The sequence below is a fragment of the endosymbiont GvMRE of Glomus versiforme genome, from assembly GCF_003546845.1.
On sequence record NZ_NWVA01000001.1, the window covers coordinates 534,065 to 555,400 of the forward strand.

The following is a 21,336-nucleotide window of genomic DNA, read 5'->3' on the forward strand; positions in this document are numbered from 1 at the left end:
AAACTCAGTTAAAATTTAACAAACAGTCTTAATCCATACTTATATTTAAAAAAGTTATTAAAAATAAACCATAAATATGGATATCGAAAAAATTAGTATGTTTTTTCAAAAAGTCGGACAAGAAGTTTGAGAAAACGGAGAATTAAGCCCAAGCAATAAAGCCATTTTGCGTTCAATAAGCGTTAACCAAATTCGCCAGTATCGAGAACAATTTCAGCAAATGGTTTTTCAGGAATCTCGCCGGTGAGCAAATACTCCTGTTCGGCAAGAATTATTAGACGCAGCAATAAATTGTGCACAAGTTTTTTCGAATGATTTTGATTATTACGTCAAAGATTGCTTGGATATTCTTTGTGATAATAAAGGAAACGCCATAATTAATAAATTACTTTCTCGGACTAGCCAATATATCAACAATTATGTGGTCGTGGAAGATACCGACGAAATTGATGATGCCACTTATCAGCAAATGCGTTCACAATTTAAGCAATTTATTTTATTATTCCAGGAACAAATGAGAAACCACGGATTTACCAAAGTAAACGAGGAAAGAGTAAAAGAAATATTAAGAAATTTAAGTGAGGAAGACATTCGGACAATTCGCGAAGTCTTACGAAAATTTGCTCTCAAAGCCATTGACACTGAAACTGAAATTTATAGCCAAATTCCACCAGTTTGAAGAGCAGAGGCTAAAAATTTTTTCAAATCAGCAGTTAATTTATGTGCTGGTGTTTTAGACGAAAACTTAATTTATGACTGTTTACAAATTGGCTTAGATGCTACCTATAACAACATTAATCAAGAAGAAATACAAAATAGAATATTTAAAAGATTAGCCCAACAGTTAAATCAGTGAGCGGCACAAAGAAAATTATATGTGAAAAAGGCTTCTTCGGCAGGCACAGCGAAAATTTTGCCTTTAACTCAACAATTAACTATCCAATTTAATGAAACTAATAATTACCAAATTCAACAATTACAAGCAGAAATTAAGCGGCTGCAAAAACAAATTCAGGACTTAAAAGCAGAGAGAGAGAGAGAGAGAGAGCAAAGAACCCGATTCCGTTGGTTCCAATTACCATATTAGCGATGGGACAATAGAAAATTACCAAAAAGAATTAGCAAAAAAACAAAGCCAACTAGAAGATTTACAAAAATCGGAAAAATCAGCACCCGAAACCTGACATAAAAATCCTTTCGCCATCATAGTTCACAATCAAGAAGAATTAAATGAATTCGCTAAGAAAATGGAAAAAATTGACAAACAGCAGCCCAAAAAATTAAGTGGCGGCACAGTTGCTTTAATTGCGTGTGGCTGCTTTCTGGTTGGTGGTTTGATAACTTTCTTGCTGTGGCTTGCTTTTCGCAAAAAAAAAGTTAAATAAAAAACTTAGGAAAAGAAAATTAGCGATTTGAGATTGCCAAAATAGTCGGAATGTTTGATTAGTAGAACAAAAGTAAAAAAGTAATTTTACAGGTGAAATATAAACAGTATAAATATTGGATTTATGAGGATTAAAGGGGGCTTGGGTCGTTCCTTTCCCTAATTAAAAAAAACACATTAAATAATATGAAAAAAAAAAAAAAATGTTTTAAATGTAATAAAGGAAATAACCTGCTTTTTATAATAAGGACAAATTTTTAAAAGAAGTAAAAAATAATAAAAAAAAACGCATATTTACCGCTTATGTTTATGATGAAATACAAGAAAATTATTAAGTCAAAGTTAAAAAAACTGCTTTTAGTAACGGCTGTTTTAAAAGTTTAGGCATATAGAAAAAAATGAACTATAAGAAAAGAGTTGTTAAAAATAATCAAATGACTAATAAAACTAAAAATAAGTTTACTACTCACAACAAAAACAAAAAATATGAACAAGAATAAAATTACTCCTGAAAGTTATTCTTTACTACAAAAAGAATTAGTGGATTTAGAAAAAACCATAAAAAAAACTGCTGAAGAGTTAGGGCTAAGTGGCTTTGATTCTGATCTTACCGAAAATGGTGATTTTACGTCACTATGAGAAAAGTTAAAAGAAAAGAAAAGCAAATACCAGGAAAAATTTTTTTTGCTAGAAAACGCCGAGATTTGCCAAAAAACTAATAATAAATCATTAATCGGACTAGGAAGCATAGTTACTTACAAAATATTAAACACCGGAGAAGAAAAGACTGTGGAAATAACTGATGCAATTGAAGCGGACCCGCCTCAAAAAATTTCCATGTATAGCCCTCACGGCGAAAGTTTATTAGGAAAAAAAGTTGGTGATATTATCAATAACCAGGGAAAAGATAAGCACCAAATTAAAATTTTAGCGATTAAATAATGATTAAAATCGGTTTAGTTGGTTTACCAAATGTCGGAAAAAGCAGTTTATTTCGTTTCTTGACTCAAAAAGAAAGCAAGGAAGGCATTGAAAATTATCCGTTTGCGACTATTAAGCCTAGCCATGGCATAATGCCCATTCCTGATTTTCGTCTAGAAAAACTGGCACAAGATTTTCAAAGTGGTAAAGTGACTCCTAGTGCTATTGAATGAGTAGACATTGCTGGTTTAGTCAAGGGTGCAGCTCAAGGCTTAGGACTAGGTAATGAATTCCTTTCTCACATTCGAGAAGTAGATTTAATTTGTCATGTAGTTCGTTGTTTTGCTGGTTCCAATGTTGAACACGTAGAAAAAAGTGTTAATCCTCTTCGTGATTATGAAATTATTCAAAGTGAATTAATTCTTGCTGACTTGCAGCAAATTGAAAAACGAAAGCAAAAATTACAAATTTTACAAAAAAAACAACCACAACAAGCCGAGAAAGAACTAAAAATATTAACTTATTTGGAACAAAATTTAATGAATAACTGCGTTCTTTTCCAATTAAAATTAACTGCTGAACAAAAAAATCCCGAATGGATACAAATAATCAAAAGTTATAACTTGTTAACAGTCAAACCAATAATTATTATTGCCAATTATAATCAAGAGGCGGAAATTAAAGAACTAGAAAATTACGCTCAGGAGAAACAAATTTATTTTTTCCCCCTCTCAGTGAAGGATGAAAATGATTATTTAGATTTATCAGTTGAGGAAAAAAAGGAACTCGGAACGGACTGAAAAACTACCAACCTTGGCTTACTTGCCGAAAAAATTAAAGAATTATTGAACTTAAAAGTTTTTTTCACCGCTGGTCCAAAAGAAACTAAAAGTTGACTGGCTAGAAAAGAAATGAATGCTAAACAGTGTGCTGGCTTAATTCATTCTGACATTGAAAAAGGGTTTGTTTGCGTCCAAGTGTACAATTATCAAGATTGATTAATTTATCCTAGTGAACAACAACTAAGTGAACTAGGTAAAATTCGTAGTAAAGGTTCTCAATATATTATCCAAGAAGGAGATATTTGTCATTTTTTATTTAGTGCTAGATAAAATATTTATATATATGAAATTTAAAACTTGAGAAAAAGTATTTTGAGGAATAATTATTGGACTAATAATAATATCATTACTATCACTTCTTATGCATAAAGGAGACGTTCAAGTGACCGTAAACAATCGGGTAACTTATGTAAGTAAAGGCAAAGTGGCTCTATATTGTGTGCTTTTTTATGGAGTTATAGGTCTAATTTTTTGAGCAATCATTAAATTATTCACGGGTGGATTTAAAGAATAAAAAACGTCTTAATTGTTAAAAATTAACTTAATGATAATTTGCTTTTGTCAGAAAAAAATAAATATCCTTTGGGTTCCGTAGCGCAGCCTGGTTAGCGTGCCTCCCTGTCACGGAGGAAGTCGCGAGTTCGAATCTCGTCGGGACCGCCATAAAATTATGTCAGAAATAGCAATCAATAAACCAAAATTACAATTACCTCTTTTACTAACGGATGGATTTTTTCTTTTTCCTAAATGTAATTATTCTTTACCACTAATAGGAGAAAACGAAAAATTAAAGCCAATTTTAATTCAGGCTTGAAAAGAATACCAAGGTCAATTATTAATCATTTCCAGCAAGGAAAAAATTGCCGACCTGGGAGCAATCCAGAGTTTAGATAATTTTTATTCCGTAGGAACCTGAGGAAAAATTATTTTAGATTTAACCCACGAAGCCAATGTCGAACTAGTAATTAATTCGCTCCAAGAAATTCAATTAGAAGGGTTAGAAAGAGCCCAAATTATCAATCCGCAAAAAGTTAATGATTTTTGAAAAAGTGAATACCAAATTTTAGTGGAGCCAGAGCAAAATCGGGATGAAAAAGTTTTAAATAAATTAACTGAAAAATTTATCGCTTATTTGCCTAATATTTTAAAAAAAATTAACTTAGATTTTGCGGAGAAATTTCATTATTTAGCCATGAGTAATTTAGGCAATTTTATTGATTTCTTGGCTCAAATCAATCAGGAAATGCCTCGCCACCACAAGCAAGCCATTTTGGTGAGTGTCTATTTACCTCAAAGATTAGATTATTTGCTAGAAATGCCTCCGAAAGAAAATGAGCAAAAAGCAGTAGAAAAAGACATTAATAATCGAGTGAATGCTGAAGCCAAAAAAGAAGAAAAAATTTGACAATACCGAAAAATAATTAGTAAAGCCCAAGAGGAGTTAGAAAAACTTGAAGGCTCAGGAGCAAAAAGTTGAGAGCAAGAATATTCACAAAGATTAGAAAAAGAACCTTTCCCTGAGGAAGTAAAAAAAGTGGTTCGGGAACAAATTAAACAACTGAAAATCGTGCATCCACATTCCGGAGAAGCACATATTATTCGTAATTATGTTGATCTTTTAATGGCTCTTCCTTGGTTGCCAACCCAAGTTACTCCCGAAAATCAAGACATAAAAGAGGCTAAACAAATATTAGAACAAGAACACTTTGGCTTAAAAAAAAGTAAAAAAATTATCCTTGAGCTTTTGGCAACTATTAAACATGTTGGCGAAAATTTAGGAGAAATTATTTGTTTTGTTGGTCCACCCGGCACGGGAAAAACTTCTCTTGCTAAGTCTATTGCCAAAGCAATGGGGAGAAAATTTGCTCATATTCCTCTCGGGGGAATAAGGGATGTAGCTTTAATATCAGGATTTCGGCGAACTTATATCGGAGCCATGCCCGGAGAAATTATTAATAAATTTAAGATACTAGGAGTAAAAAATCCGGTATTTTTATTAGACGAGGTAGACAAAATCAATAAAATTTCTGGTTATCATGGCGACCCCTCTTCAATTTTATTGCATGTTTTAGACCCCGAGCAGAATAAAAAATATGTCGATCATTATTTAGAAGTTCCTTTTGACTTGTCCCAGACCCTTTTTATTTGCACGGCTAATTATCTTTCAAATATTCCGCGACCCTTGCGAGATAGAATGCAAATAGTTCAATTTTCCTCCTATGCTCCTTCGGAAAAGTTAAAAATTGCTAGAAATTATTTGATACCCAAAAATTTAGCAAAATATAAATTAAAAGCAATTGATTTTGTTAAAAAAAGTGTCGAATTTATTATCGACAGATATACTCGAGAAAGTGGAGTTCGAGAATTAAATCGTTTAATTCAAAGCATCTTTAGGTCTTTTATTTTATATACTGAAGAAAACAAAGATAAATTAAAAGCAAAAGAAGTAAAAATTTCGCCAAAAATTATTAAAAGTGAAGATTATCTAAGCGAACCTATTTACGAATTTACGCAAAAAGAAGAAAATCCTTCTCCAGGAGTAGTTAATGGTCTAGCCTGAACTGAAGTGGGAGGAGAAATTTTACCTATTGAAGTTAATTATCATTCAGGAAAAGGAGAATTAGGCAAATTAACCGGTAGTTTAGGTGAAGTGATGAAAGAATCAGCAATGGTGGCTTTTAATTATATTAGGAGTTATTTAGAAGAAGTTAAAGACAAGACTAATACAGAAGAAGAAAAAGAAAAAATTGAAAATTATCTAGCCACTTTTAACAAAAGTAACTTTAATCTTCATGCTCCCGAAGGAGCAGTAAAAAAAGACGGACCAAGTGCCGGTATTGCTATTACTACGGCCATTCTTTCATCTTTAACCAAACAAACTATTCCTGCTGATATAGGAATGACAGGGGAAATTACTCTTACCGGTAATGTGCTTGCGATTGGTGGTTTAAAGGAAAAGGCTATCGCGGCCCACCGCAGTAAATTAAAAACTATTTTTATCCCTAAAAAGAATGAAAGAGATATTAAAGATATTCCAACTGAGGTTCGCAAAGAATTAAAAATTATATTAGTTAGTAAATACTGAGAAGTATGGGAAAGTTTGTTTCCTCCAAAAATCGTTCCTTACATTGCTGACACTGCAACTGCCACTTATGTCTAATAATTTATGGAACCGTGACCGAGCGGCTTAAGGGAGTAGACTGCAAATCTGCTATTTCGTTGGTTCAAATCCAACCGGTTCCTCCAAAAATAAATTATTGCCAAAGAAAAGCAAGAAAAGTGTCATTTACTAACCTATTTTTTAATTAAATGGAAAGAAAAAAAAATCATCATAAAACCATAAAATTAATATTAAGAAGCATTGATAATGTTTACCTCATAATGGAAACAAAAAAATGGCTTCTAAATGGGAATGTTAGTTTTGACTTAATTCAGACGATAATTAGGGCAGCAAAAATTTGAAAAAATCAAGATAATAACAAAATTGACGAAAGTCCAAACATTCCTGTAAGTTTGTTGAATAACAACTACAGAACTAACTACGCAAGAATTTAATTCTTAACTAGTTCTTATTACTTGTTCCTTTCAAGTAGTTCGTAATGATAAGGAATTAGCAAAGAGAGTTTGTTTGCTTACTCCTTTGTTGATTATTTAAAATAAACTATTTGGCTGTAATATTTGTCAGTTAATATTGAGCCAAGAAATTTTAACTGAATAAGCTGTAGTCCTAATTATCTACTATTTAAGGACAGGGGTTCAATCCCCTCATTTCCACCATTTAAGCAAAATTGGCAAATTAGATCTTTTAATTGCGGAAACATTGTTAACAGAATTGTTTATGAAACTCTCCCGCTGGAAACTTTTTCTTTTAAAGAAACTTACTATTTGACCAAGAGCAATTATTTATCTGTTTACTTGGTTTTAGGTTTTACTTATACTCTAAATACTACTGTTGATACCAATTGAAATGCCCGTGTTTTAGGCACAATTAATAAGTTACTTCCAAGAGGCTTTATCCAAATACTGCTTTTTTTATTAGTGAAAGTAGTAATTCATTTTTTTTTAGTATTTTTTTTAGAGTGTTTGTTCGCCAAGATAGGTAAAATAAATATTTCCAGCAAAAACTTTTTTTGAATGGAAAAAATTATCAAGTAAAAAAAGTGATTTTAGAAAAGTCATTAAAAGAGGAGAAAAAAATATCAGGAAGGTTATCCTGCGAAGATGATTTTAATATTAACTTTTCTGTGCGAATTGCTTCAAAAGTCAAACTGATTGAAAAAAAGGATTTTGTTAAAGAAATTACTTGATGAGAAGCAAATCGGGCTAAATTTCTTTTTTCTCTAATTTTGTCTTTGGTAATGAACTGCTTATTTGTTGCTAGTTTCTTTTGATTTTTTTAACAAAATCTTTCTTAATATCTCTCGTTTTCTCCTACTTTCACTGGTAAATTAAAGTTAATTAAACAAAAACAACAAATTTTTATCTATGATGCTTATTAAAGTCTAGTCTGCTGGAACAAAAATAAATGCTCTGCCATGGAATAACTAAAAATAAATTAGTCATGCCAACCAGAATACCGACAAACATTTCACTAAAAAAAAGTGCTATTAATTATTTTAGCAATTACTTTTTTTTTAGTAATATTGTTTCTTATCATTTACTCTTATTATTTTGCTTATAAAAAAACACATATGAAGATTAAAATAATAAAAATGCTAAAAAAATTTCCTGTGGAAAAAGAACTAAATCGTGATGGAAATGAGCGTAAGAAGCATTTTAAAGAAATAATTAACCACCTTATTGAATATTACGAAATAAAAGACAAGCAAGAAATAAATGAATTAAATCGTTATTATAAAGAAATTGAGCGAAATCTTGATTATGAATTAAACAAACAGAGAGAAAACAAAACCATTCGCGAATTTTTTGCTCGGTATTTAGACTACTGCTTAAATGCTTATAAAGAGAAAAGTGCTGATGTAAATATAATTATTGGCACATTAAAACAATTTCACAACCCTTATTCTAGCGGATTTCCTGCTGATAGCGAACTCGGGCATAATTTACAAGAAATCGGCAACCAAAAAAAGAAAGAAATTGAGGAAATTATTGATGACTATTTAAGTAAAAATAATACAATGAAAATAGAAACTATTATTAATATAAATTTATTAATTCCTGAACTTAGTAAAAAGAAAAAAACCCCAGAAATTAAAAAAATTTTTGAAGAAATAATCAGAGAAATTTGTGAATATTATTCAGTAGAGAAAAAACACCCAACAAAAAAAAATTTAAATAAAAAACTTGATGAGATAAAAAAAAATATAACTCCTGAAAATGCCGAAAATATTGTAAAGCAAGACCTCAAAGATTTTTTTAAAGATTATTTACTTTTTTGCCAAGGAGAGTATAAAGATGATGACAGTGAAAAAGATAAAATAATAGTTGAAAATTTAGAGTTATACCAAACCAAAGAAGAAAAAAATTTTGTCTTATGTTTATCATAATGTTCTATCTCAACAAGAAAAATCAGAAGTTGACCGAATTGTTAATAACTGAAAAAGAAAGTTAAGCAGGAAAACCAAGACTGAAAATTCCGAACAGGAAGACGAAATAGTTGAAATAATTAATATTAACCCTGATTTAAATTTGAAAATAAAAAAATTGGAGGAAACACTAGACTTATGAAAAGAAGAAATTCGTCTTAAAAACATTGAACTAGACAATTTAAGGAAAGAATTAGATAGCAAAGAAAAAGCATTAAGAGTTTACGAAATGAATGCCAATGATGAGGAAACAGTAATAACAGCGAGAAAGGAAAAAGAAGACGCTGAAAAAAGAGCCCATGAAGCCGAAGAAAAAAAAAACGAATATTTAGATTGAATAGTAAAAAATGTTGGAAGAATAGAAAATGAAAATAAGAATAAAAGTGGCAAAGGTAAGGATTGAAAAAAAGAGACTGAAGACATCTTAAAAAAATTAAAAGAAGACAGTGAAGAATTAGGGAATATTGAAAAAACCATTAAAGACACAAACGAATTAATTGAAAAAGAAATTATAAATGCAGAAGAAACAATAGATGAAATTCCTGACGAGACTGCTATCGCTAAAAATGCAAGACTAACCAAGCAACTGATTAGCAAATCATCACGCGATAAGGAAGCCAAAGGGAAACTAAAAGAATTTATAGAAATCCCTGATTTAAAGGAATATAACGATTCATCAGAAGACAACCAAGCGTGACAGAAACGGGTTGATGAATGAATAGAATTGAGAAAAATATTAAAAATTGGTAGAGCTAATATAAGTGGTGAAAGTGGCATGTTAAAAGCAGCAAAAAGAAATGAAGAATCTTTAAGCCTGCTTATCAGGCGAAAAACGGTTGACTTTCCTAGGGCAATGCAAATTACTTATAATGCTTTAAAAGATGCCAAAGGAACAAACATTACTGACGAAAATTTAACAACTGAAATTAATCGTTTATACCCTAAAACTATAAAAAGTGGGGAAACTTGAATAAATTATTTACATGATGACAATAATGTTGCTAATGCTGCCAATTTAGCCCAAAGAACTACCATAATTTATGAAGCCATTTCAAGTTTAAAAGGAAAAGAAAAATTAACGCAAATAACTGAATTGAAAAAAATATTTGAAAATGGTCTTGGAGAGTTAGAATTTGATTACACTAATAAAAAAATACAGGATTTAGTGAATGCTAATAATAAATTTCTTATTTGAATGAATGAATTAGGTATAAAACTTGATTTTAACGAAGAAAAGCGAAAAAATATTAATCAATTAAAAAATAATCTTGAAAAAACTTCTGATTCTATAAAAAAAGAAATAAACACCGCGAAGAACAACGCTCAAACGCGTTTAACCACGCTCAAAGGAGGCATTAACGATAACGCTTTAAAAACCAAGATTAACGACACCGACCACAACACCATTGCCACCGGCGACAGTTGAACCGAGCACTTTAACCGTCTCACTACCGCTCAGGAGTTAGACGCTTACACCGGCAAAGTAGAAGCAGCCATTCGGGCCTTAACTTTAACGGCTGCTCGCACCGCCACTAAAAACCGCATTGAAGCAGCTCGGTCTGTGGCAACGGCCATTAACCACAATGACTTAAAACGCAAAATCAACGACGACGGAGAAACCATTGCCGACCCAGGCGACAATACTGCCGACAGTTGACACGCTTGAATTGACAACGCTAACGCAGCCGAATTAGCCGAAAGAGAAGGGAAGGCTCTCAAAGCCATTGCTGCCATTCGCAACGACTTAACTACGGCTATAACCACAGAACAACATAATATTGAAACCGCCCAAGACTTAACTAATCTTGACCCTAATCAACAAGTAAGCGATGCCGACTTAAAAGATTGGTTAAATAACCCTCCTCAAAATGCTGGAATTGCTGATGGTGATGACTGAAAAAACTGATTACAAACTAGTGCTAATGTTGAGGAACTAACTAACCGAGTGGGCTTAATTTATCAAGGAATTGGGATTATTCGCCAAAAACAAGCCGTTGTGTGAGTAATTGAAGAACTTTGTAATAATCAAAATGTCAACCATAATAACTTATATGATCAATTAAGAGATGAGGGACACATTACTGATGAACCTACTTGACAAGTTTATATTATCAACTCTACTCCGGCTGATTTAGCAGAACGAAAACTAAATACTTTAAATTCTTTGGCTAAATTAATTATTGCTAAACATAGCACAACCACAACTACAACCGACCAAAGCCAATTAAGCCAAATTCAGCAAGAATTAACAAAAGAAAAAAAAGCCCACGACTAAACTAAAATTAATTTAGAAACTGCTAATACTGATAAACAAAAAACGGAGCAAGAAAGAGACAATTATAAACAAGAATTAGACCAACAAGAACAAAAAATAGTTCAGCGATTAAATAATTCTCTAAAATTAGGCTTAAATAAAGATGAAAAAGACTTAAATAAAGCCATTATTGAAATTCAAAGATTAATTGATAAACCACCAATTATTAATAATGTAGATAATATAGATTGTGAAATTATTAAACAAGAATTAATTCAAGCCCAGCAAACTATTACTAGATTAGAGAAAGAATTACAGGAAAAAAATCCTTTTGGTGAAAACATTCAAGAAATCATTAAAGTTGATGAAAAATTATTGAAACAAAACCAAAACTTACAAATTGATCTAGATAAACAAATTCAAAATTATCAACAATTAGCCGAAACCCGAAATAAAGCAGTATTCAAACAAATTCAAAACATTAATGAAAAAAAACTTACTGAAATATTACCTGAAATTCAAAAAGAAGAAATTCAACAAGTTATTCAAGCCAATAATTATAACGAACTGGCTAACCAAAGAAATAAAGTAATTGCTAAATATATTAACCAAAATGCTAGTGAATTAACAAATACTCAAAAAGAAAATATAAAAATAACTGAAAAACAGAAACAAGAAAGAATTGTTTTAATTAGTTTATTGGTAGTGAGTTTGGTAAGTATTGGGTGATTACTAGGCAAGATAAAGAAAAATAAAAAAACTTAAATTGACAATTTTCTGAACGAAAAAAAGAAATTGAAACATAATTATTGAGGTTGCAAAAAGTTGAAAACATTTAAATAGTCCTGGGTAGTTAATTGTTGAGGGCGAATGTTTTTTTCATAATTTAACTGTTGAAATACTTCTCTGATTTTTTTTTCCTGATAAGAAGCAATTAATAAATTATTTCAAAGAGTTTTGCGTCGGTGCCGAAAGCAATTTTTCAAAAAAGCCCAAAACTGGACTCGTTTTTCTTTTTCTAATTCAATTTCCTTCTTTATTTCTAGGCGAATTAAAGCACCGTTGACACTTGGTTGCGGAAAAAAGCATTGTTTAGGGACAGAAAAAATAATTTCCGCTTTGGCAATTAAGGAAATATAAACCGATAATGAAGAGTATTCTTTTTTGTATCTTTGGGGAGTGGCTACCCATCTTTGGGCCACTTCTTTTTGTATCAAAAAAACCAAGTTTTCAAATAATTCAGTATTTTCTAATAAGTTAAAAATCAAAGAATTAGCAATTGAATAAGGCAAGTTTCCTACTATTAAGAAAGTTAAAGATTGATTGTATTTTTGCCGAAGTTCTAGCCAATTAATTTTTAGAGCGTCTTGGTGGAGAAAAACAACCTTATTTTTTTGCTCTTTATTTCATTTGCTCTGTAACCAAAAATGTAATTGAGTGTCTTTTTCATAACTGATTACTTGATAACAGTTGCTCTTAGCCAAAAACTCTGTTAAGTGTCCATAACCACTACCAATTTCTATAATTATTGTTTTTTCATCAATGGGACAACTGTTTACAACCTTTTGGAGAAGATTCTTGTCCAGTAAAAAATTCTGTCCTCATTTTTTCTTTGGTAAAAAAGGAAATTTCATTTTTTTGTGTAATATCTAGCCTCTCCGGTTAAGTTTCTTGAAAACGAACCTAATTATTTTAAAGTTGTGCTTCTTAACTCTTAATTGGTTAATCTTTTCCACAAATTCTTCTTGGTTGGTAAGATTTTTTTTCATTATTTAAAAATTTTATCAACAACATTACAAAATTATTTTTTTCTGGAACAAAATCACTAAAATTCGCCACGTTTCTTTCAAGCACTCTCGTGAACGTGTGTTTATTCTATTTAACCCATATCCTACAAAAAATAATTCTTCTTGGTAATTTTAGAGGTAAAGCCCTTTTCAAATCCTTGGAAAAAAAATTAGAGAATAAGGAAATTGTAATAAAAATTCTTAATCCAAAAATGAGCCAAAAAAATCATAACCAAAAACTAAAATCTAGTTTAAAACTCCTGATTGGTTTTGGTAATCCAGGTAGAGAATATCAAAAAACTCGGCATAATTTAGGTTTTCAAGTAATTGATTATTTAGCCAAACAGTTAAATCTCTCCTGACAAAAAGAAAAATTTAAAGGATTATACACCACTGGCGTTTATCATCAGCAAAAAATTATTCTTTTAAAGCCTTTAACTTATATGAATAACTCCGGAGAATGTGTTCGAGATTTTGTAAATTACTGAAAAATACCATTAGAAAACATTCTCGTTATTTATGATGACTTGTCTCTTCCCTTAGGAAGTTTTCGTTACCGACAACAAGGTTCCAGCGGAGGACACAATGGAGTAAAAAATATTATTGAATGTTTGGGCACCCAAAAATTTCCCCGATTGAAGGTTGGTATTGGTTCTAATGAAAAGATACTTTGAAAAGATTGAGTTTTACAAAAATTTAGTGAAGCAGAAATTAAAGAAATTAAAAAAATACTTCTTGAACTAACTGATTGGTTGTTAGGATGAATTGGATATTAATAGTAACCTAGTTGCTTGCCATAATTAACTTACATATATATTTTTAACCAAATTTAAAACCAACAACTAAATAAAGATATTTTTTTAGTAAAAATTTTTCCCCTCCTTCGAGCGCGCACATTCATTATTTAGAAAAAAACCAGTAAATTTATAAATTTGGTTCACCAAATTATTATAAAAAAAATTTTGGGTGTAAAATATATATATGCCTATTTCCAAACTTTATTATAAATAATAACCTTGCTAAACTCCTTTAAATTCAGGGTTGTTATTTTTTTTGGTTTTTGTCTATATATAATATTTTAGCATTTTCTTAGTTTTTTATATACCACTAATATATCACTTTCATATGCTTTCGTGTGTTAGTGATATATTAAAATAATCCTTAACTTGCTAGTCTATTTAGTAGGCTAAAACCCTTATTATGAATAACTTTTGAACCCAACTTGAAAACCAACAACTAGCCAACAAAGAAGCAACTGAGAAATATTTACTGACTAAACTTGGCTCTCCCAAAACCGAAATCCAAACCAACCTTTACGGAGAAATCTTAAAGAAAATAGTCTCTTACTACTTCACCTCTGAAGAACCCCAAAACTACACCACCTACTCCCTCTTTGGCTCCATCACTGAAATCTCAGAAAAGAAATATAAAGAAGGCAAAAACAAAGGTCAAACTTATTATGTCCTCAAACTCGGAGGAGGAAACACTAAAGAAACTCTCCAAGCCCGAAAAGAAAACCTCACCCAAGAGAAATGAAACCAAATCACTAAATTAGCCATCTTAGGCCAGAATTTAGTTTTCAAGTATCGAAAATGAATCACCAACAAACAAGTTTTAGACTTCTATCCCCAAGGCAAAAAGTAAGCATTATGAACTATCCAAGAAAAAATAATTTACTACGTAAATTATCCATAAAAGAACCTCGACGAAAGCACAACGGGCAGGAGATGTTGGCTGGATGGTTGACTGTGAAGGAGCAGAGATTTATAATCTCGCTCACTCGGTCAATACCTGCCAAATATCCCTTCCCCGTTGGCTTTCCTTGCCCTTGTATACACACGAAAAATTTTTTAAACTATGACAACTAAACTAATCAATTGAAAATCCATTTATAAACTCTCCCCACTTTTTCACATTTACTTCACAGCCAGGAAAAGAGGAAAGTCCGACACCAAAGGCTGGTCATTCCTGGAAGCCATAACCAAAGATACTAATTTTCGTTTTGCTTGAATTCGGAGAAGGTGGCATGATAGTTTACTTTCTACCAAACCTTTTTTTGAAGACCTAGTAGCTAAGTTCTGTGAAGAAACAGGACTTAACCGAAACCATTTTGAGATTAAAGAAAGAGGTCTCTTTTACCAAGGAGCCAAAAGAATTGATTTTTATGACCTTTTTTCTTATCAGAGAGCCCGAGGAGCCATTGCCCGGACTGTCTACCAAGAAATCGTCTTTGAAGAGGCTATCCCTATTGACCAAGAATTCCTCTATGTCGGAGGGAGAACGGAACAGTGAATGTTTAAAGACCTCATTGACAGCCTAAAAGGTCGGAAGGGTAAAGATGGCAAGAAGTTGCCTCTCACCACCAAAATCACCTTTCTGGCCAATCCTTATTTATTCTCAGCTTGGTTTTTGGATGTTTTTAAGAATATTCATAAACTCCGGAAGTTGGCAGAAGAAAAGAAAGCCAAAAATGATAGCTCGGGTGTTCTGGAAGTGGCCAAAGATGATGAAGCAGGAGTAGAGTGATTGTTATATCTCAACTTAATTGAAGGTGAATATGATGCCCACTCCCGAGCCTTAGAAGAGAAAATCAACCCTAGCACAGTTAATTGAGATGATTTCATGATTGATGAACCCAAGAAATACCAAATACTCTATGCTATACAAGACTTCTTTTTCTGTGAACTGGGAGACAGAAAGGTTCATAAGAAATATGCTTTGCTGCATTTCACTAAAAACACTAAGCAGACTGACAGCCAGTTAGTTAACTTTTGCTTTGATTGAGAGGAAGTTGCCAAAAGTAAGTTAAAGAATTGTAGGTTGAGGAAAAAAGAAGAGATTGTTAGGAAGTGAGTGAAAATGCTTAAAGAAGGAATGTTGAGGTTTCGAGATTATCGGGGAAGGGATTGATTTTTAGAACAGATAAAAGGAGTTCAAGGGAAGGTGAATAAAACCTAAAGGGATTTGTTATTTTTTAGATGAGCCTGGAGTGCCGTAAGTTGGTTGGATGATTTGAGCTGTTTGTTCTTTGTCTTCAAAATGTTCGTCTAAGTCAATTACTTGATGGTCTTTCTTAATCTTTTCTTGCCCGTTTTCTAAATCTTTTTCACTAACATCAATACCTGCTGTTTCTTTATTAAAGTAGCCCAGTTTTTCTAATTCTTCTAATGCTTTCGACAAATTTTCTCTTGCCCGTTTTGTATCCTCGTCATTTCAGTCTATTTCATTAAATACAAGACCAACAGCTGTATCTATTCCTTTTTCTTCATCTTTTCTAAAAATGTTTTTTATAAGTCTCTTTATTTCCTCCTTAGCTAATTCTGTTTCTTTATCAAGAATTTCTTCTATTGACTTGTCGAACGAACCAATCTTTTTCTTTAATAAAATTTGTATAGTTTTGTATAGAGACACCTCTTTTATGTTTTTTGCAATAATCATTGAATAAGAATAAACCACTTTTGACTCTAAACTTCTTTTTTTTATTTGTTTATTAATTTTCTCCTCAGAAATTCCTTGTAGATAGTCACTCACTGCTTCTTTAAAAATTAATATTGAATATTGCATTTTTTCTACGTCACCAAACATTTCTGTAACTCTTTTCAGACCTTCTCATAATAAACTATTGGCTTGTTTAGTCTTCAAAAAAATCAATCTCAAACTGTTCCCTTTTAGCAAATCTAATCTTGCAAAAACGTAATCTTTGTTTTCTAAAAAATTATTTAATGTGGTTTTTAAAATCCTAAGTTCTTCGGTTAATTCTTTTGAAAAAGAAAAGTGAGTAATAGGCTTAAGAGAATCTGCTGCTTCTTGGTAATTATTAAAAATATTTTCGACGTCTTCGGAAAGTTTATTAAATAACTTTGCTCTTCCATCAATTCCAAATATTTTATCTTTGGAAAATGAAAGAATAATATCTATCCCAGCACTAATAGTCGTAATTATTCCTCCCGTTTGAGCATCTAACTTTTTAGATAATAATAGACTACCGCTTATTAAAGAAGTAAATCGATTTAGGTATTGCAAAGTCGTATAGCATGCTTCAAAAGGAAATGTTTTTATCAAGTAAATAAGTTTTTTTTCTCCTCCTCATTTTTCAATAGCAAGTTGCATGATATTATAAGAATTATGTAGCTTTTCTACAGGAAAACTTTGAACTTCCCTAATTTTATAATTCTGGAACTGTTTTTTTAAATATTTATCTTTATCAGGAAGTTTACTAATGTTTTCAGGAGTTTCTTGTTCCATGTCTCTTAATTGTTGAGCATGACTTGATTGGATTGGTTCCAAACCAATATCTATTCATTCCTTAGTTTGCTTTTTATTGAATCCCCTTAATTTTCATTCAATTCCCCATTGATCCTCAAAATCTTTATGAATGTCCTTTCAATTTTCCATGTTATTCTTGATCTCCTTTCTTTTTAGTTAGGAAATAAATCACTAATCCAATTAATCCTAATCCTGCTATTCCTCCTAAAATTCATGGGAGATAATTCTTTGGCTTCTCTCTCTCTCTCTCTCTCTGTATTTGTGGGGTTAGTGAGTGATTTATTATTTTTTAAGTTTTCTTGTTCGTGGGAAGATAAATTATCATATTGTTTTTGACAGTTGGCTGAGCAAGTGTCATTAAATTTGCTTTCAAAATATCAGTTGTCGCAGGTGGGGCAAATTTCCCCTCTTTGATAGATGCCAACTCATCATAAACCAGCTCCATTATCACCATAATTGTTTAACTGAATTTTTGCTTCATCTTGTCTAACTTTTTCTGTTCAGTTATTTTTGTCTTTTTCTCAACAATCTAAACATAATACCAATTTTCGTTCTTTTCTTTCTTGCCGAGTGTATTTATCACCAATGGTAATATTGATATTTTGCTGCCAAACTTCCTTTTGACATTGATTACAAGTAAAATCTTTTTTATGTTCAGAACAATAACCTTTTCCAGACAAAGCATCGTTTTCACAACGACGAGTAATTTCTCCTTTTTTATCTAATTTTGGAGGGTCAATAAAAATTCGACATCTTTTTTCGTGAGCTTGCTTTCTTTTAGTCTTTTCTTTGCTTCTTTTTTCTTTCTGTTTGTTATAACATTCTTCACAAACTATTCTATCATCAAAACCTACTTCATTAGGAGCAAATAATTCTTCATCATTACAACTTCATATTTTTGTTTCTTCATTTTTTACTATTTTGTGGCAATTAGAACATTCTTCGTGGTTTTTGATTCATTTTTCATGACAACTAATACACAATTTCTTGCTTTCTACTTCATAATAGATGCCTCCTTCTTCCTTTAAGTTAGTTCCACAATCATCACATTTTAAATCTTTTGACATATTATTATTTTTATCAATAAATCACAAATTAATCAAAACAAGAAGAATATAAACCTTTACTAATTATTCAAGCTGGAAGTATTTCATCTATTTCGGGAAAATAAATATATCTACCTTTATTGTGTAGTTCAGGATTTTTTAATTGCTCGGGCTTCACATTCTCTCCCAATATTCTTTTTTTAGTAAGCAAATCGACCAGAATGCTTATTTCTCTGCCATCATCTAACTGGGTGATCAATTTTCTTCTGCTTATTCGACAATTAATTATTTTTGCCTCTTGTTTTTCTTTGGAGAAAGTAGGTTTTAATCTTTCTTGCTCGATTTCTCTTAATCTTGCCATAGTATATTAATTTTTTATATCTGCTTTTTTTAATTCACTTTCTATTTTGTTCATAATGTCAGTTAAGTTTTGCTGAACAAATTTTATTATTTTCTTGTCATCTTTGATTTTTCCTCACTTTACTTCTACTTGGCAACTTGGTAAATATACTCTCGCTTCTCCTTCTTGTCCCTTGAAATGAATGTGAAGTAAATTAAGAGGCTTGTTTTCTGGTGGAACAAATTCGTGGGGGTAAAAATAAATCCAATAACCCTCCCACCTTCTTCTTTGGTCATCAAAAAGCTGCCCCATTGCCATTATCATTCTTCCATAGGGTTCTGTTGGTAGAAATCCTAGACAAATAGGAGATAAGTCAAGAGAATTTTGATTTAAAGAATTATTATCACATCTCAGACACTTTTCATTTTCCATTATCCCAGCACACTTATAACAAAACATAATTATTTTAGTTTTTGGTTAACTTCTCATAAATAACATTCACGGGTTCTGGTTCCTAATTTTCCCTTTTGATTTTCTGGCAAGTTTTCTAACAAATTTTTTAATTCCAACAATTCTTCTCGGGAAAGATTAGGCTTGATTTGGTTTTTTTCGGCTAAATAATCCTTTAAGTTTCTCATATCAATTTTTTACAATTCTTCCTCCTCTTCCTGCTCATCTTCATTTTCTTCCTCTTTTTCGGTTTCTTCTTCATTTTCTTCCTCTTTCTCCTGTTCTTTTTCTCGTTCTCTTTTCTTTTCAGTTTCCTGCTCTTGTTCAGTTTCCCGTTCATCTTCTTTTTCTGTTTCCTGTTCGGTTTCCTGTTCCTGTTCTCGTTCCGTTTCTCTTTCTTGCTCTCTTTCTTTACTTTTTTCCCCAATTCCTTGTTCGGCTTGTTCTTGCTCAATTTCATTTAAGTTTAATTCTTCTTCTATTTCTGTTTCATTTTCAAATTCTTTTTCTTGTAGTTCTTCATCATCTAACTCTTGGCTAGTAGTCTTTTTAGCTTCTTTGATGGTAGTTTTCTTGACAATCCTTTCTTCCTGTTTAGTTCCTTCTTCTAACCATAATTCAAATTTAGCATTACCTGAACCACTAATTGTCAAACGAGCCCGAGTAGCCCAATTAGTTTGAGTTTCAGGATCTCGTTCACAATAACTCGATAATTTATATTCATATTCAGCATTACCATCTAATTCAATGGTTTCGTTAATTGTCACTCCATTTTTAAATTTTCAAGTCCCTTCTGACTGACCACATTCAGGATTATTACAGGGACATCTTCAACTAAAATCTTTTTCTGTGAAGGAGAAGATTACTTCATTTTGCCTAGGTAAATCTTTTCGGTAGTAAGTAAATCAGGTTGGACTCTCCACTTCTTTATAAAATGCCCGTATTTTGGTTTCATAGATGGTGAAAGAAATTCAACCATTATCAAGCATAAATCCTTGACTGCCGAAGTTACCTTGGAATTGTCGGGCTTCGGATATTTCGTTTCAATATTCCCCGTTTTGGTATGCTAGAGTATTTAGGAGATAGTGGTATCTGAATTTAAGCATGGTGACCTCCTACTCTTCTATTTATCTCGGTCAATAATTCTGCTGTGGAATAAGTTTTTAAAGATTGATTTTGGCTTGATTTTTCTTGGAATAATTTGCTATAATCTTGATAGAGAGTGCTATGGTCATTATGAATATAATTCATTGTCATATCCGTGCTGCTGTGTCCTAATTGCTTCTGGATAGTTTCCAATCTCCCTCCTTGCTTATATAAATTAGTAGCCAAGGAACGACGGAAAGTATGAGGAGTAATTCACTTGTTAACTCCTGCTAATTTTAACCTTTGTTTTATTATTTCTCGGACGTGGTCAGTAGTGATTTTTAATCCTTTTCAACGGGTAAATAGATATCCTGTGAGTTGAGGTTGGAAATACTGTACTAAAAAATCAGGAATGAAAACAAATCTATCTTTATTGCCTTTCCCATGAACTCGTAAAGAATTATTTTGTCAATCTCTATGCTTAATATTCACTAACTCGGAAACTCTTAGTCCTGAATAAAAGAGAAAATCTAAAATCAAATTATTTCTTTGGTGAATGGCTTCACTCTTCTCAAATCTAACACTTTTCAATAATTCTAATTCTTTCTCATTAATTGTGGTGTAAAATTTCTTAACTTTGTCAGGAATAAGATCGTATATTCTTTCTCATTCAATATCCTTAATCTTTTGGAATTTAGCATAAGAAAGCAAAGCCACAGTATATAATTGACAAGTAGCAGGTTCTAATCTTTTAACTAATCCTTTTATAAAAACTACCAAACTTTCAGTAGTTAAAGTCAGTTCTTGACCATACTTTTTAATTATTTTCTCATAGGTAATTATGCTAGTAGTGGAATAGTTATTTTCTTGTAATCAATTGAGGTAATTTGTTTTCATACTATTTCTTTACCTCCCCTGTTTTTTCAATAAATTCCTTACAATTTTGGCAGATATAGCCTTTGTCTAGTTTCACTAAACCTAATTTAATAATGTGTTGGTATTCAGCAACTTTTTGACAACCTGGTTTGCTGTATTGGCAAAGTTTAGTTTTCATGGTCTGCCTCCTTCATTTTTTCTCAGTTGATGAGATAATAAGTTCCCATGAAATTCTTACAGTGGAAAAGATACTCTTTACCGAGGAATTGGTTTGCTTGGAGAGCTTTTCAGACGGCTGAATTACAGCTATCACTAAAAGCATTAATTTTTTGGATTTTTTCTTGGTCGGAGATAATTACTGCGAGAGAGTAATAAATAGTTTTGTCTTGCTTTTTTTTGGCTTTTTTATCAGTGATTTTACCTATTAATTGGTAGATATATTGCTGTCTTTTAGTCATTAGGTTTGGCTCCCTTCACAAACTTCACATTTCTCTTTCAGGGTGAATATTCTTTCAAGTTTCATTTCTTTTTGGCAAAT

Annotated in this window: 22 protein-coding genes, 2 tRNA genes and 1 other RNA gene; 15 read left to right on the plus strand and 10 right to left on the minus strand. The window is 31.5% G+C overall.

The window, feature by feature from the left end; genetic code table 4:
- The first annotated feature begins 76 nt into the window (after positions 1 to 76).
- The 12 genes from GvMRE_RS02985 to GvMRE_RS03030 all read left to right on the plus strand — a co-directional run bounded on the left by GvMRE_RS02985 (position 77) and on the right by GvMRE_RS03030 (position 11,712).
- On the plus strand, positions 77 to 1,087 hold the full coding sequence (locus GvMRE_RS02985) for a hypothetical protein (RefSeq protein ID WP_147409803.1): 1,011 nt from the start codon (positions 77 to 79) through the stop codon (positions 1,085 to 1,087).
- A gap of 160 nt (positions 1,088 to 1,247) precedes the next feature.
- On the plus strand, positions 1,248 to 1,385 hold the full coding sequence (locus tag GvMRE_RS13415; RefSeq protein WP_172575226.1) for a hypothetical protein: 138 nt from the start codon (positions 1,248 to 1,250) through the stop codon (positions 1,383 to 1,385).
- 485 nt (positions 1,386 to 1,870) lie between these two features.
- Entirely contained in the window at positions 1,871 to 2,326 is a 456-nt protein-coding gene (locus tag GvMRE_RS02990) for a GreA/GreB family elongation factor (protein WP_147409804.1), read from the plus strand.
- Positions 2,326 to 3,417 carry a redox-regulated ATPase YchF gene (ychF, locus tag GvMRE_RS02995; protein ID WP_147409805.1) on the plus strand — a complete coding sequence of 364 codons (1,092 nt, stop codon included), beginning with the start codon at positions 2,326 to 2,328 and terminating at the stop codon, positions 3,415 to 3,417. Before GvMRE_RS02990 ends, ychF begins: the two co-directional genes overlap by 1 nt.
- 315 nt (positions 3,418 to 3,732) lie before the next feature.
- A tRNA-Asp gene (locus GvMRE_RS03000) sits at positions 3,733 to 3,810 on the plus strand.
- A gap of 7 nt (positions 3,811 to 3,817) precedes the next feature.
- Positions 3,818 to 6,307 (plus strand): endopeptidase La, encoded by a 2,490-nt coding sequence (lon, locus tag GvMRE_RS03005; protein WP_147409806.1) that lies wholly within the window; start codon positions 3,818 to 3,820, stop codon positions 6,305 to 6,307.
- Positions 6,308 to 6,315: 8 nt separating this feature from the next.
- Positions 6,316 to 6,393: transfer RNA gene (locus GvMRE_RS03010), tRNA-Cys, on the plus strand.
- A gap of 162 nt (positions 6,394 to 6,555) precedes the next feature.
- Positions 6,556 to 6,924: a transfer-messenger RNA gene (gene ssrA / locus GvMRE_RS14495) on the plus strand.
- Between the two features lie 353 nt (positions 6,925 to 7,277).
- On the plus strand, positions 7,278 to 7,547 hold the full coding sequence (locus GvMRE_RS03015; protein ID WP_147409807.1) for a hypothetical protein: 270 nt from the start codon (positions 7,278 to 7,280) through the stop codon (positions 7,545 to 7,547).
- A 291-nt stretch (positions 7,548 to 7,838) separates the two neighbouring features.
- A complete protein-coding gene (locus tag GvMRE_RS03020; protein ID WP_147409808.1) occupies positions 7,839 to 8,654 on the plus strand; it encodes a hypothetical protein in 816 nt (271 codons plus the stop codon).
- A complete protein-coding gene (locus GvMRE_RS03025; protein WP_147409809.1) occupies positions 8,635 to 10,968 on the plus strand; it encodes a hypothetical protein in 2,334 nt (777 codons plus the stop codon). Before GvMRE_RS03020 ends, GvMRE_RS03025 begins: the two co-directional genes overlap by 20 nt.
- Positions 10,969 to 11,322: 354 nt before the next feature.
- On the plus strand, positions 11,323 to 11,712 hold the full coding sequence (locus tag GvMRE_RS03030; protein WP_147409810.1) for a hypothetical protein: 390 nt from the start codon (positions 11,323 to 11,325) through the stop codon (positions 11,710 to 11,712).
- Positions 11,713 to 11,753: 41 nt separating this feature from the next.
- On the opposite strand, the gene rsmA is transcribed toward GvMRE_RS03030, so the two are convergent.
- Positions 11,754 to 12,581: a 16S rRNA (adenine(1518)-N(6)/adenine(1519)-N(6))-dimethyltransferase RsmA gene (gene rsmA / locus GvMRE_RS03035; protein ID WP_147409811.1), complete on the minus strand. Its 828-nt coding sequence runs from the start codon at positions 12,579 to 12,581 to the stop codon at positions 11,754 to 11,756.
- 365 nt (positions 12,582 to 12,946) lie between these two features.
- On the opposite strand from rsmA, the gene pth reads away from it, so the two are divergent.
- From pth to GvMRE_RS03050, 3 genes are all read left to right on the plus strand, one after another.
- Positions 12,947 to 13,510 carry an aminoacyl-tRNA hydrolase gene (gene pth, locus GvMRE_RS03040; protein WP_147409812.1) on the plus strand — a complete coding sequence of 188 codons (564 nt, stop codon included), beginning with the start codon at positions 12,947 to 12,949 and terminating at the stop codon, positions 13,508 to 13,510.
- 424 nt (positions 13,511 to 13,934) lie between these two features.
- On the plus strand, positions 13,935 to 14,378 hold the full coding sequence (locus GvMRE_RS03045) for a hypothetical protein (RefSeq protein ID WP_147409675.1): 444 nt from the start codon (positions 13,935 to 13,937) through the stop codon (positions 14,376 to 14,378).
- A gap of 213 nt (positions 14,379 to 14,591) precedes the next feature.
- On the plus strand, positions 14,592 to 15,692 hold the full coding sequence (locus tag GvMRE_RS03050; protein ID WP_147409813.1) for a hypothetical protein: 1,101 nt from the start codon (positions 14,592 to 14,594) through the stop codon (positions 15,690 to 15,692).
- Positions 15,693 to 15,701: 9 nt separating this feature from the next.
- Here the strand turns inward: GvMRE_RS03050 and GvMRE_RS03055 are convergent, their stop codons facing one another.
- The 9 genes from GvMRE_RS03055 to GvMRE_RS03085 are packed head-to-tail and all read right to left on the minus strand — an operon-like array spanning position 15,702 to position 21,334.
- A complete protein-coding gene (locus GvMRE_RS03055; RefSeq protein WP_147409814.1) occupies positions 15,702 to 17,129 on the minus strand; it encodes a hypothetical protein in 1,428 nt (475 codons plus the stop codon).
- A 23-nt stretch (positions 17,130 to 17,152) separates the two neighbouring features.
- Positions 17,153 to 18,067, minus strand: coding sequence for a hypothetical protein (locus tag GvMRE_RS03060; RefSeq protein WP_147409815.1), 915 nt, complete (start codon positions 18,065 to 18,067; stop codon positions 17,153 to 17,155).
- A gap of 28 nt (positions 18,068 to 18,095) precedes the next feature.
- On the minus strand, positions 18,096 to 18,407 hold the full coding sequence (locus tag GvMRE_RS03065; RefSeq protein ID WP_147409816.1) for a DUF2442 domain-containing protein: 312 nt from the start codon (positions 18,405 to 18,407) through the stop codon (positions 18,096 to 18,098).
- Between the two features lie 6 nt (positions 18,408 to 18,413).
- The gene (locus GvMRE_RS03070) at positions 18,414 to 18,845 is read right to left on the minus strand and encodes a hypothetical protein (RefSeq protein ID WP_147409817.1); all 432 of its coding nucleotides are present in this window, start codon (positions 18,843 to 18,845) and stop codon (positions 18,414 to 18,416) included.
- 2 nt (positions 18,846 to 18,847) lie between these two features.
- Positions 18,848 to 19,024: a hypothetical protein gene (locus GvMRE_RS13420; protein WP_172575227.1), complete on the minus strand. Its 177-nt coding sequence runs from the start codon at positions 19,022 to 19,024 to the stop codon at positions 18,848 to 18,850.
- Between the two features lie 9 nt (positions 19,025 to 19,033).
- Positions 19,034 to 19,942, minus strand: a complete 909-nt coding sequence (locus GvMRE_RS13425) for a hypothetical protein (protein ID WP_172575228.1) — start codon at positions 19,940 to 19,942, stop codon at positions 19,034 to 19,036.
- Positions 19,935 to 20,819, minus strand: a complete 885-nt coding sequence (locus tag GvMRE_RS03080; RefSeq protein ID WP_147409818.1) for a tyrosine-type recombinase/integrase — start codon at positions 20,817 to 20,819, stop codon at positions 19,935 to 19,937. Before GvMRE_RS03080 ends, GvMRE_RS13425 begins: the two co-directional genes overlap by 8 nt.
- Before the next feature lies 1 nt (position 20,820).
- Positions 20,821 to 20,976: a hypothetical protein gene (locus GvMRE_RS13430; protein ID WP_172575229.1), complete on the minus strand. Its 156-nt coding sequence runs from the start codon at positions 20,974 to 20,976 to the stop codon at positions 20,821 to 20,823.
- Entirely contained in the window at positions 20,966 to 21,334 is a 369-nt protein-coding gene (locus GvMRE_RS03085; protein WP_147409819.1) for a hypothetical protein, read from the minus strand. Before GvMRE_RS03085 ends, GvMRE_RS13430 begins: the two co-directional genes overlap by 11 nt.
- Positions 21,335 to 21,336 lie beyond the last annotated feature (2 nt).